Source organism: Streptomyces sp. NPDC056361 (genome assembly GCF_042262805.1).
Taxonomy (GTDB): domain Bacteria; phylum Actinomycetota; class Actinomycetes; order Streptomycetales; family Streptomycetaceae; genus Streptomyces.
Genome location: NZ_JBHJQI010000196.1, coordinates 1 through 11,699, shown reverse-complemented (window position 1 = coordinate 11,699; position 11,699 = coordinate 1). Strand labels below are relative to the sequence as shown.

General features: G+C 73.4%; 10 protein-coding genes. 9 read left to right on the top strand and 1 reads right to left on the bottom strand.

Annotated features, from left to right (window positions below; all coding sequences use genetic code 11):
- The 5 genes from ACFCY7_RS37105 to ACFCY7_RS37085 all read left to right on the top strand — a co-directional run.
- The coding region (locus ACFCY7_RS37105; protein ID WP_376490488.1) for a hypothetical protein at positions 1-734 on the top strand (734 nt) is incomplete at its 5' end.
- A gap of 72 nt (positions 735-806) precedes the next feature.
- Positions 807-4,346 carry a UvrD-helicase domain-containing protein gene (locus ACFCY7_RS37100; protein ID WP_376490487.1) on the top strand — a complete coding sequence of 1,180 codons (3,540 nt, stop codon included), beginning with the start codon at positions 807-809 and terminating at the stop codon, positions 4,344-4,346.
- Between the two features lie 10 nt (positions 4,347-4,356).
- Positions 4,357-5,769 (top strand): dipeptidase, encoded by a 1,413-nt coding sequence (locus ACFCY7_RS37095; RefSeq protein WP_376490486.1) that lies wholly within the window; start codon positions 4,357-4,359, stop codon positions 5,767-5,769.
- Between the two features lie 35 nt (positions 5,770-5,804).
- On the top strand, positions 5,805-6,752 hold the full coding sequence (gene nudC, locus ACFCY7_RS37090) for an NAD(+) diphosphatase (protein ID WP_367822422.1): 948 nt from the start codon (positions 5,805-5,807) through the stop codon (positions 6,750-6,752).
- Between the two features lie 23 nt (positions 6,753-6,775).
- Positions 6,776-7,546: a methyltransferase domain-containing protein gene (locus ACFCY7_RS37085; protein ID WP_376490485.1), complete on the top strand. Its 771-nt coding sequence runs from the start codon at positions 6,776-6,778 to the stop codon at positions 7,544-7,546.
- 132 nt (positions 7,547-7,678) lie between these two features.
- On the opposite strand, the gene ACFCY7_RS37080 is transcribed toward ACFCY7_RS37085, so the two are convergent.
- Positions 7,679-7,921 (bottom strand): mycoredoxin, encoded by a 243-nt coding sequence (locus tag ACFCY7_RS37080; RefSeq protein ID WP_367822419.1) that lies wholly within the window; start codon positions 7,919-7,921, stop codon positions 7,679-7,681.
- A 147-nt stretch (positions 7,922-8,068) separates the two neighbouring features.
- Between ACFCY7_RS37080 and ACFCY7_RS37075 the strand changes: the two genes are divergently transcribed.
- The 4 genes from ACFCY7_RS37075 (at position 8,069) to ACFCY7_RS37060 (ending at position 11,655) form a co-directional block, all read left to right on the top strand.
- Complete coding sequence (locus tag ACFCY7_RS37075; protein WP_376490484.1) at positions 8,069-10,249, top strand: ATP-dependent DNA helicase UvrD2; 2,181 nt, start codon at positions 8,069-8,071, stop codon at positions 10,247-10,249.
- Between the two features lie 170 nt (positions 10,250-10,419).
- On the top strand, positions 10,420-10,785 hold the full coding sequence (locus tag ACFCY7_RS37070; RefSeq protein WP_376490483.1) for a hypothetical protein: 366 nt from the start codon (positions 10,420-10,422) through the stop codon (positions 10,783-10,785).
- A 172-nt stretch (positions 10,786-10,957) separates the two neighbouring features.
- Complete coding sequence (locus ACFCY7_RS37065) at positions 10,958-11,335, top strand: WhiB family transcriptional regulator (RefSeq protein ID WP_376490482.1); 378 nt, start codon at positions 10,958-10,960, stop codon at positions 11,333-11,335.
- The gene (locus ACFCY7_RS37060) at positions 11,332-11,655 is read left to right on the top strand and encodes a hypothetical protein (protein WP_376490481.1); all 324 of its coding nucleotides are present in this window, start codon (positions 11,332-11,334) and stop codon (positions 11,653-11,655) included. Before ACFCY7_RS37065 ends, ACFCY7_RS37060 begins: the two co-directional genes overlap by 4 nt.
- The last annotated feature ends 44 nt before the right edge of the window (positions 11,656-11,699 follow it).

Sequence of the window (11,699 nt, the reverse complement as noted above, 5' to 3'; positions counted from 1 at the left end):
CGCCGGCGGCGGCCTGGGCGGCGGCCGACGGCCCGCCGCGCGCCGCCGCCGTCGCGCCCTCCCCCGATCCCTTCACCGGCCTCACCGCCGACGAGATCGCCGACCGGGCCGTCACCGCGACCCAGTCCGCCACCTCGCTCCGCATGACCGGCCGGGTCTCCACCGACGGCCAGCCCGTCGACATCGACTTCGCCGTCAACGACCACGACGAGTGCACCGGCCTGATGAAGATCAAGGGCGGCACCGCCGAGCTCCGCAAGATCGACGACATCACGTACATGAAGGGCGACGAGGCCTTCTGGCGGGCGTCCATGACCTCCCAGGGCATGCCCGAGGCGCAGATCGACGCCACGATCGAGCTGCTCAAGGGCCGCTGGCTGAAGATCGGCCCGGGACAGGCCGGCAGCGACGACCTCGGCAGCGTCTGCGACCTGAAGTCGCTCCTCGCCGACCTCGGCGAGGACAAGGACGAGCGCAGCGGAATGACCCGCGGCCCCGACGGCGAGGTCGACGGCACCCCCGTCGCCACCCTCGTGAAGCGGACCGGCGCCGAGACCACCACCGTCTCCGTCGCCCGGGAAGGCAAGCCGTACATCCTGAAGATGGTCAAGGCCGGCGGCGACGAGCCCGGCGCGATGGTCCTCTCCGACTACGACAAGCCGGTCGTCGTGAAGGTCCCGCCCGCCGACGAGACGGTGGACCTGACCAAGCTCGACCAGGGCACACCCGCGTGACCCGTTCCTGAGAACCGCAGGTGGGAGCGGTCCGGGTCCGGAATGTCAGTCGGCCCCGTTAGCCTCTTCGGGGTGACCGCACGCATCACCGACCCCGAGCAGCTCAAAGAGCTCCTCGGCATCCCGTTCACCCCGGAGCAGACGGCCTGCATCACCGCGCCGCTCGCCCCGCAGGTCGTCGTGGCCGGAGCCGGCTCCGGCAAGACGACCGTGATGGCCGCCCGGGTGGTCTGGCTGGTCGGCACGGGCCAGGTCGCCCCCGAGCAGGTCCTCGGCCTCACCTTCACCAACAAGGCCGCCGGCGAACTCGCCGAGCGCGTCCGCACCGCCCTCGTCCGTGCCGGCGTCACCGACCCCGACGTCATCGACCCGGCCCACCCGTCGCCCGGCCACCACCCCTCCACGACGGCGGTTCCCGCCGACCCCTATTACCTTCCCGGCGAGCCCCGCATCTCCACGTACCACGCCTTCGCCGGCCAGCTCCTCACCGACCACGGCCTCCGCATCGGCCTGGAGCCCACCTCCCGGCTCCTCGCCGACGCCACCCGCTACCAGCTCGCCGCGCGCGTGCTCCGCGAGGCCCCCGGCCCGTATCCGGCGCTCACCCGGTCCTTCCCGACCCTCATCACCGACCTCCTGGCCCTCGACGCCGAGCTGGCCGAGCACCTCGTGCCGCCCGAGCGGCTCCACGCGTACGACTCCGAGCTGCTCACCGCCCTCGCCGGAGCCCGGCTCAGCAACGCCGAACTGCGCAAGGTCCCCGAGGCCGCCGCCGCCCGCCGCGAACTCCTCGACCTCGTCGTCCGCTACCGGGCCGCCAAGCGCTCCCGCGACCTCCTCGACTTCGGCGACCAGATCGCCCGCTCCGCCGAGCTCGCCACCACCCGGCCCGAGGTCGGCGAGATCCTGCGCGGGGAGTTCCGGGTCGTCCTCCTCGACGAGTACCAGGACACCTCCGTCGCCCAGCGGCTCCTCCTCTCCGGGCTCTTCGGCCAGGGCACCGAGGGCCGGCCCACCGGGCACGCCGTCACCGCCGTCGGCGACCCCTGCCAGGCCATCTACGGCTGGCGGGGCGCGTCCGTCGCCAACCTGGACGACTTCCCCGAGCACTTCCCGCACGCCGACGGCCGCCCCGCCGACCGCTACTCCCTCTCCGAGAACCGGCGCAGCGGCGGCCGCCTCCTCGACCTCGCCAACGGGCTCGCCGCCCCCCTGCGCGCCATGCACGCGGGCGTGGAGGCGCTGCGCCCCGCACCGGGAGCCGAGCGGGACGGCAGCGTCCGCATCGCCCTGCTCCCCACACACGCCGAGGAGATCGACTGGCTGGCCGACTCCCTCGCCCACCTCGTGCGCACCGGCCGCGAGCCCGGCGAGATCGCCGTCCTGTGCCGGACGGCCGGCGACTTCCCGGCCGTCCACGCGGCCCTCGTCGCCCGTGACGTGCCCGTCGAGGTCGTCGGCCTCTCCGGCCTCCTCCACCTGCCCGAGATCGCCGACCTCGTCGCCGTCTGCGAGGTCCTCCAGGACCCCGGGGCCAACGCCGCCCTGGTCCGCCTCCTCACCGGCCCCCGCTGGCGCATCGGCCCCCGCGACCTCGCCCTCCTCGGCCGCCGCGCCCGCCTCCTGGTCCACCGGGGCGGCGACGCCCCGGACCCCGAGCAGCGGCTCGCCGCCGCCGTCGAGGGCGTGGACCCGGCCGAGGTCGTCTCCCTCGCCGACGCCCTCGACACCTTCCTCGGCGCCGGCGGCGCCGAGGACGACGGCCTGGCGTTCTCCGCCGAGGCCCGGGTCCGCTTCGCGCGCCTCGCCACCGAGCTCCGCGCCCTGCGCACCTCGCTCGCCGACCCGCTCATGGACGTCCTGCACCGCGTCCTCACCGCCACCGGCCTGGAGGTCGAGCTCTCCGCCTCCCCGCACGCGCTGGCCGCCCGCCGCCGCGAGACCCTCGGCCAGTTCCTCGACCTGGCCGCCGGCTTCGCCTCCCTCGACGGCGAGGCCAGCCTGCTCGCCTTCCTCGGCTTCCTGCGCACGGCCGTCCAGTTCGAGAAGGGCCTCGACAGTGCCCTCCCCGGCGGCGAGAACACCGTCAAGGTCCTCACCGCCCACAAGTCCAAGGGCCTGGAATGGGACGTCGTCGCCGTGCCCGGCCTGGTCACCGGCCAGTTCCCCAGCGCCCGGGCCCGCGAGTCCTGGACCTCCCAGCCCCAGGTCCTCCCGCACGCCCTCCGCGGCGACGCGCCCACGCTGCCGCGGATCGACGCCTGGGACGCCAAGTCCCTCGCCTCCTTCAAGAACGAGATGCGGGACCACCAGCACACCGAGGAGCTCCGCCTCGGCTACGTCACCTTCACCCGCCCCCGCTCGCTCCTCCTCGGCTCCGCCCACTGGTGGGGCCCCTCCCAGAAGAAGCCCCGCGGCCCCTCCGACTTCCTCCGCGAGCTGTACGACCACTGCGCCCTCGGCCACGGCGACATCGAGTCCTGGTCCGACGAACCGGCCCCCGACGCCCGGAACCCGACCCTCGCCGAATCGGACCAGGACCAGGCCTGGCCCCTCCCGCTGGACGCGGAGGCGTACGACCGTCGCCAGGAGGCGGCCGAGCTCGTCCGCGCCCGGTTGCGGGCGATCGTTCCGCAGGGCGACGGGGGCACCCCCGGGCGGAGCCCGGAGGAGGGTGGGCACAACCTCCCGCGCACGGCGCCCGACCCCCAGGCCCCGCGTCCCCAGGACGGGCACCTCCAGGACCCGCACCCCCAGGACCTCTGGCCGGAGGAGGACGAACCCGTCTGGGACGAGGACGAGGAGACCCTCCCCGAGGACACCCACGCGGACGCGGTCCCGGCCCCCAGGGCGCCCGAGGCCGCGCCCTCGGAGGCGTACCCCGAGGCCACTCCCGAACCCACCCCCGAGGACGCCCGGACCATCGCCTCCTGGGACCGCGACCTCGCCTCCCTCACCACCGAGCTCCGCCGCGCCCGCGCCACCACCCGCGACGTCCTCCTGCCCGCGTACCTCTCCGCCTCCCAGGTCCTCCGGCTCGCCGAGGACCCGGACGGGTTCGCGCAGGAGCTGGCGCGCCCGATGCCGAAGGCGCCGCAGCCCGCGGCCCGCCGGGGCACCCGCTTCCACGCGTGGGTGGAGTCGCGCTTCGAGGAGCTGCCGCTGCCGTTCCTCGGCCCGGAGGACCTCCCCGGCGGCGAGGACTTCGCGGGCGAGCCAGAGATCCTGGACGAGCGGGACCTCGACGAACTCAAGGAGGCCTTCGCCCGCACCCCGTACGGCCACCGCACCCCGTACCGCGTCGAGGTCCCCGTGCACCTCTCGCTCGGCGGCCGGGTCGTCCGGGGCAGGATCGACGCCGTCTACCGGGATCCGGACACCGGCGCGTACGAGATCGTCGACTGGAAGACCAGCCGGCACCGCACCGCCGACCCGCTCCAGCTCGCCCTCTACCGCCTCGCCTGGGCCGAGCAGCACGGCCTCGCGCCCGAGGAGGTGGCCGCCGCCTTCGTGTACGTCCGGACGGGCGAGGTGGCCCGTCCCACCCGCCTGCCGGGCCGCGCCGAGCTGGAGGCCATCCTGCTGGGCGGGGCACCCCCGGACGCCGGATAGGCTCGGAGGCATGAGCGAGACCCCGGACAGCGCCGTCCACGCCGTACGCACGTACATCGACCAGCACCGTGCCGCCTTCCTCGACGACCTCGCCGAGTGGCTGCGCATCCCCTCGGTGTCGGCGCAGCCCGACCGGGCGGGGGACGTACGGCGCAGCGCCGAGTGGCTCGCCGCCAAGCTCACGGAGACCGGCTTCACCACCGTCGAGGTGTGGGAGACCGACGGCGCCCCGGCGGTCTTCGCCGAGTGGCCCTCCGACGACCCGGACGCCCCGACCGTCCTCGTCTACGGCCACCACGACGTCCAGCCCGCGGCCCGCGAGGACGGCTGGCACACGGACCCCTTCGAGCCGACCGTGGTCGACGGCCGGATGTACGCGCGCGGGGCGGCCGACGACAAGGGCCAGGTGTTCTTCCACACACTCGGCGTCCGCGCCCACCTCGCCACCACCGGCCGCACGGCTCCCGCCGTCAACCTGAAGCTGATCGTCGAGGGCGAGGAGGAGTCGGGCTCCCCGCACTTCCGCGCCCTGGTCGAGGAGCGGGCCGAGCGCCTCGCCGCCGACGTCGTGATCGTCTCCGACACCGGCATGTGGTCCGAGACGACCCCCACCGTGTGCACCGGCATGCGCGGGGTCGCCGACTGCGAGATCGAGCTGTACGGCCCCGACCAGGACATCCACTCCGGTTCCTTCGGCGGCGCCGTCCCGAACCCGGCCACCGTCGCGGGCCGGATCGTCGCCGCCCTCCACGACGAGCACGAGCACGTGGCGATCCCCGGCTTCTACGACGGGGTGACCGAGCTCTCCGACGCCGAGCGGGCCCTCGTCGCCGAACTGCCCTTCGACGAGGTGGCCTGGCTGCGCACGGCCAAGTCCCACGGCACCCTCGGCGAGGCCGGCTTCTCCACCCTGGAGCGGGTCTGGGCCCGTCCCACCGCCGAGGTCAACGGCATCGGCGGCGGCTACCAGGGCCCCGGCGGCAAGACGATCGTCCCCGCCTCCGCCCACCTCAAGCTGTCCTTCCGGCTGGTCGCCGGCCAGGACCCGGCCAAGATCGAGCTCGCCGTACGGGACTGGCTCGCCGGACTCGTCCCGGCCGGCATCCGGTACGAGATCGTCTTCGGCGCCCCGACCCGCCCCTGCCTCACCCCCCTCGGCCACCCCGCCCTCAAGGCGGTGGCCGGGGCCATGAGCCGGGCCTTCGACGGCGCCAAGGTCCGCTACACCCGCGAGGGCGGGTCCGGACCGGCCGCCGACCTCCAGGACGTCCTGGAGGCACCCGTCCTGTTCCTCGGCATCTCCGTCCCGTCCGACGGCTGGCACGCCCCCAACGAGAAGATCGAGCTCGATCTCCTCATGAAGGGCGTCGAGACGACCGCTCATCTGTGGGGCGACCTGCCCGCCGCCCTCGCCGAGCGCTGAACCCACACACCGATCCGGGGGAGTTGGAAGCACCTGTGAGCACCCTGAAGAACGCGTCCGCGGACCGCCCGATCTCGCTCACCGCCCCGAGCGGCATCGACCGGGCGGCCCACCACCGCCTCGACGAGGCGTGGCTCGCGGCGGCCTGGAGCCACCCCACGACCCGGGTCTTCGTGGTCTCCGGGGGCCAGGTGCTGATCGACGACCGGCCCGACGGCACGACCGAGCTGGTCATGACGCCGGCGTTCGAGGCCCCCGTCACCGAGACCCACCGCTACTTCCTGGGCACCGACGCCGACGGCGTCTCCTACTTCGCGCTCCAGAAGGACTCCCTGCCCGGCCGCATGGACCAGTCCGCCCGCCCCGCCGGGCTGCGCGAGGCCGGGCTGCTGCTCTCCGACCGGGACGCGGGCCTGATGGTGCACGCCGTCGCCCTGGAGAACTGGCAGCGCCTCCACCGCTTCTGCTCGCGCTGCGGCGAGCGCACGGTCATCGCCGCGGCCGGCCACATCCGCCGCTGCCAGGCCTGCGGCGCCGAGCACTACCCGCGCACCGACCCCGCGGTGATCATGCTCGTCACCGACGACCAGGACCGGGCGCTGCTCGGCCGCCAGGTCCACTGGCCCGAGGGCCGCTTCTCCACGCTCGCCGGCTTCGTCGAGCCCGGCGAGTCCATCGAGCAGTCGGTCGTCCGCGAGGTCTTCGAGGAGGCCGGCGTCACGGTCGGCGAGGTCGAGTACATCGCCAGCCAGCCCTGGCCGTTCCCGTCCAGCCTGATGCTGGGCTTCTTCGCCCGGGCCACCTCCTCGGAGATCACCGTGGACGGCGAGGAGATACACGAGGCGCGCTGGTTCTCCCGCGACGACCTGGCCGCCGCCTTCGAGTCGGGCGAGGTGGTGCCCCCGTACGGCATCTCGATCGCGTCCCGGCTGATCGAGCGCTGGTACGGCAAGCCGCTGCCCAAGCCCGGTGACGTGGTCTGACCCCCTCTGGCACGATGCCGCTCATGACACGGGACAGGGTGTACGACGACGACCGGCTGGCGGGCGCGTACCAGCGGGGCAACGAGATGCCCGAGGCGTCGCTCCGTGACTGGACCCGGCTGATCGGGTCGTTCACGGACCGGCCGGCCCCCGCGATCGTGGAGGTCGGCGCCGGCACGGGCATGTTCTGCGCCGCCGCGGCCCGCTGGCTCGCCCCGTCGACGGTGGTCGGAGTCGACCGTTCCGCGGCGATGCTCGCCGAGGCCGTGCGCCACCACAGCCACCCCGGGGTGGGCTATCTGCGCGGCGACGCCGAGGCGCTGCCCCTCCGCTCCGGCGCGTTCGACCTCGCGCTGCTGTCCCGGGTGGTCCACCACCTGCCCGACCGTCCCCGCGCGGCCCGCGAACTGGCCCGCGTGCTGCGGCCCGGGGGAGTGGTGGTCGTCCGCACGACGTTCCGGGAGCGCCTCGACGCCCTGGTCTACGACTACTGGCCGCGGCTGCGCGAGCTCGACCGGGAGCGCTTCCCCTCGGCGGACGACCTCGTGGGGGACTTCGCAGGCGCCGGCTTCACGGTGCTGAAGGTTACGTCCTTCGCCCGCCCGGTCACCGAGGACCTGCGCACGTACCACGCGCGGCTGACCGCCCGCCCGCAGTCGAAATTCGGCCGCCTCAGTCCCGCGGAGTTCGAGGACGGGCTCGACCACCTCGCGGCCGACGCCCGCCGCGAACGCGCCACCGGCCCGGTCCCCGTCGACGAGCGCTACGACCTGATGGTCCTGACCGCTCCCTGACGGCGGCCGCGCCCCGACGCCCCGCCCCGCCCCGGCGACGACGAACCCCCGGCCGGGCGGTCGCCGGCCGGGGGTTCGGGTGCGCCGGATCCGTTGCGCGGGATCCGGGTGCGCGTCGAGGGGAAGCCCCGCTCAGACGCCGATCTTCTGCTTGACCTGCGCGAGCGACGGGTTCGTCAGCGTCGAGCCGTCCGGGAAGAGGACGGTCGGGACGGTCTGGTTGCCGCCGTTGGCCTTCTCGACGAACGTGGCCGAATCAGGGTCCTGCTCGATGTTGATCTCGGTGTACGCGATGCCCTCGCGGTCCATCTGGCTCTTCAGCCGACGGCAGTAGCCGCACCACGTGGTGCTGTACATCGTCACAGTGCCCTGCATGGCGAGGCGCTCCTCTTGTTCGCTGACGGTTGCCGAGAAGAAGAACGTACGGCCCCGCCCTCCCATTCCCGGAATTCGTATGACCGGAGCCACCGGCCTGTGGACAGTCCTCCGCACCGACCCCGCCGAACCTGGCAGCATGGCGGAGTGACAGCAGCAACGCACTCCACTCTCTTCCCGCAGGTCCCGGAGACGGCAGACGCGGTGCTCGACGGGCTCGACCCGGAGCAGCGCGAGGTCGCGCTGGCCCTGAACGGTCCGGTGTGCGTCCTCGCGGGCGCCGGCACGGGCAAGACGCGGGCCATCACCCACCGGATCGCGTACGGGGTGCGGGCGGGCATACTCCAGCCCGCCAGCGTGCTGGCCGTCACGTTCACCAACCGCGCCGCGGGCGAGATGCGCGGGCGCCTCCGGGAGCTCGGTGCCGGCGGCGTCCAGGCCCGCACCTTCCACTCCGCGGCCCTCCGCCAGCTCCAGTTCTTCTGGCCGAAAGCAGTCGGTGGCGACCTGCCCCGGCTCCTGGAGCGGAAGGTCCAGCTCGTCGCCGAGGCCGCCGCCCGCTGCCGCGTCCGCCTCGACCGGAACGAGCTCAGGGACGTCACCGGCGAGATCGAGTGGGCCAAGGTCACCCAGACCGTCCCCGCCGACTACCCCGCCGTCGTCGCCAAGTCCGTCAGGGACGCCCCCCGCGACCCGGCCGAGATCGGCCAGATCTATGCCATGTACGAGCAGCTGAAGCGCGACCGCTCGGTGATCGACTTCGAGGACGTGCTGCTGCTCACCGTCGGCATCCTCCAGGACCGCCACGACATCGCCGACCAGATCCGCCGCCAGTACCAGCACTTCGTGGTCGACGAGTACCAGGACGTCTCCCCGCTCCAGCAGCGCCTGCTCGACCTCTGGCTCGGCGACCGCGACAACCTCTGCGTCGTCGGCGACGCCAGCCAGACCATCTACTCCTTCACCGGCGCCACCCCCGACCACCTGCTGAACTTCCGCACCCGCCACCCCGGCGCCACGGTGGTCAAACTCGTCCGCGACTACCGCTCCACCCCCCAGGTCGTCCACCTCGCCAACGGCCTGCTCGGCCAGGCCCGCGGCCGGGCCGCCGAGCACCGTCTCGAACTGATCTCCCAGCGCGACCCCGGCCCCGATCCGGCCTACACGGAGTACGCCGACGAGCCCGCCGAGGCCGAGGGCACCGCCCGCCGCATCCGCGACCTCATCGCCGCCGGCGTCCCGGCCGGCGAGATCGCCGTCCTCTACCGGATCAACGCCCAGTCGGAGGTGTACGAGCAGGCCCTCGCCGACGCCGGAGTGCCCTACCAGCTCCGCGGCGCCGAGCGCTTCTTCGAGCGCCAGGAGGTGCGGGAGGCGGGCGTCGCCCTGCGCGGCGCCGCCCGCGCCGGGCGCAACGACTCCCTCCTCGACGACGCCGAGGACCTCCCCGCGCAGGTCAGGGCCGTCCTCTCCACCAAGGGCTGGACCGACAGGCCGCCCGCCGGCTCCGGCGCCGTCCGCGACCGCTGGGAGTCGCTGGCCGCCCTCGTCCGGCTCGCCGAGGACTTCGCCCGCGCCAGGCCCGGCGCCACCCTCTCCGACCTCGTCGCCGAACTCGACGAGCGGGCTGCCGCCCAGCACGCCCCGACCGTCCAGGGCGTCACCCTCGCCTCGCTCCACGCGGCGAAGGGCCTCGAATGGGACGCCGTCTTCCTGGTCGGCCTCACCGAGGGCATGATGCCGATCACGTACGCCAAGACCGACGAGCAGGTCGAGGAAGAGCGCCGCCTGCTGTACGTCGGCGTCACCCGCGCCCGGCTCCACCTCACGCTCTCCTGGGCGCTCTCCCGCTCCCCGGGCGGCCGGGCCTCCCGCCGCGCCAGCCGCTTCCTCAAGGGGCTGCGCCCCGGCTCCGGGTCGCTCGGCTCCGCCTCCACCGCGGGCCGCGGCGGCATCGAGCGGGGCGCCGGCCCCGGGCGGCGCAAGGTGCGCGGCCCCGTGCTCTGCCGGGTCTGCGGCGCGACCCTCACCGAAGCGGGCGCCATGAAACTCATGCGCTGCGAGGACTGCCCCTCGGACATGGACGAGGGCCTGTACGAGCGGCTGCGCGACTGGCGCGCCGAGCAGGCGCGGGAGCTGGCCCAGCCCGCCTACTGCGTCTTCACCGACAAGACGCTCATGGCCATCGCCGAGCGGGTCCCCGCCACCGACGGGGAGCTCGCCTCGATCTCCGGCGTCGGCGTCCGCAAGCTGGACCGCTTCGGAGCCGACGTCCTGGCCATCTGCGCAGGTGGGGAGGGAAGCGCGGACGACGACGAAGTCCGATGAAAACTCGTCGAGAAAATAGTTTGCGCCTGCCCCGTCAAGCGCCATAGGTTCTTAACCACGGAAACAGCGGCTTCTTCGAAGCCCTGTCTTCGTGCTGTACTTGTCCACATATACATACGAGGGTCCGGCTCACCCCGAGCCCTCCGAGACGCCGAGAGGAGGCGATTCCAGTGATCAGCAGCAACATTCAGACCAGCACCGCCAGCATCGTCAGCGCCGCCGGCGTCTTCGGCACGGCCAAAATGACCGATCGCTCGGTCGTCTCCGCCTGCACCCTCGGCCTCTCCGCCTCGGTTCTCATCGGCACCGGTCTGCCCGTCGCCGGCCTGCCCGTCACCGGTCTCTCCGGTCTCGGCATGGTCGCCGTGGAGCGGCGCAATGAGCGACCGACCAAGGCACTGGAAGCAGGAGCAGCAGGCAAGGCCACGGCGTATGGCTTTGCGGCGACCGGTGCCGGCACCCAGCAGCAGACGACGATGCACCACCACACGATGTGGGCCTTCCGTGGGCTCGAACCCTGGAGTGATCCAGTCTGATCCAGGATCAGACCGGCGCCTTCAGGGCCGCGGAACCCCACCCGGGATCCGCGGCCCTTCTGTTTGTCCCCGAACGGGGATGACGGAGCGAAGGGGCCTCGGGAAAGAAACACCCGGTACCAGCCGAAACCCCGGCCAACAGGCCGGAACGACCAGACGAGGAAAGACCACCGTGCAACTCGAAGCGCACGCCCCGTCCGTACCGCATTCCGATTCGATCCCCCTGCCCGGCCTCACGGAGGACCCCGCTTTGACCCCCGTCACCCCCCTCACCGCGCTCACCGCGCTCGACGACGCCATCGAGAACCTCGGCGTCCCGGTCCCCTGTCGCGCCTACGACCCCGAGGTCTTCTTCGCGGAGTCCCCGGCCGACGTCGAGTACGCGAAGTCCCTCTGCCAGACCTGCCCGCTCGTCGCCGCCTGCCTGGCCGGCGCCAAGGAGCGTCGCGAGCCCTGGGGCGTCTGGGGTGGCGAGCTCTTCGTCCAGGGCGTGGTCGTCGCCCGCAAGCGGCCCCGTGGCCGTCCGCGCAAGAACCCGGTCGCGGCATGAGCGCCACCGGAACCATCGACCGCCCCCTCACGCACGATCCCCAGAAGCAGGCCCCGATGACCTCGTCCGCAAGTGAGCCGTTCGGCTCCGCGACCCCAGTCTTCTCCCCCGCCGCCGCGCACACCGCGCGTCAGAACAGGACCCGTGAAATGCAACTCATCCCAGAAGCCCTGGCCCGTGCCCATATGCACGAGCGACAGCGTGAGGCCGAAGCGGAACGCCAGGCCGTGCGCCTGGTCGCCGCCCGGCGCATGCAGCGGCGCGCCGAGCGCGTCTCGCTGCGCGCCCGCCGCGCGCTCGCCATGGCCGTCATGCACTGAGGCATCGTCCTGATGCCCACGCCTTCGCGGGGGCCGGTCCGAAC

Excerpts from the sequence above, each read along its gene's own strand:
- ACFCY7_RS37085 (WP_376490485.1), top strand. The coding sequence starts at position 6,776 with ATGACACGGGACAGGGTGTACGACGACGACCGGCTGGCGGGCGCGTAC.
- ACFCY7_RS37060 (WP_376490481.1), top strand. The coding sequence starts at position 11,332 with ATGAGCGCCACCGGAACCATCGACCGCCCCCTCACGCACGATCCCCAG.
- ACFCY7_RS37095 (WP_376490486.1), top strand. The coding sequence starts at position 4,357 with ATGAGCGAGACCCCGGACAGCGCCGTCCACGCCGTACGCACGTACATC.
- ACFCY7_RS37080 (WP_367822419.1), bottom strand. The coding sequence starts at position 7,921 with ATGCAGGGCACTGTGACGATGTACAGCACCACGTGGTGCGGCTACTGC.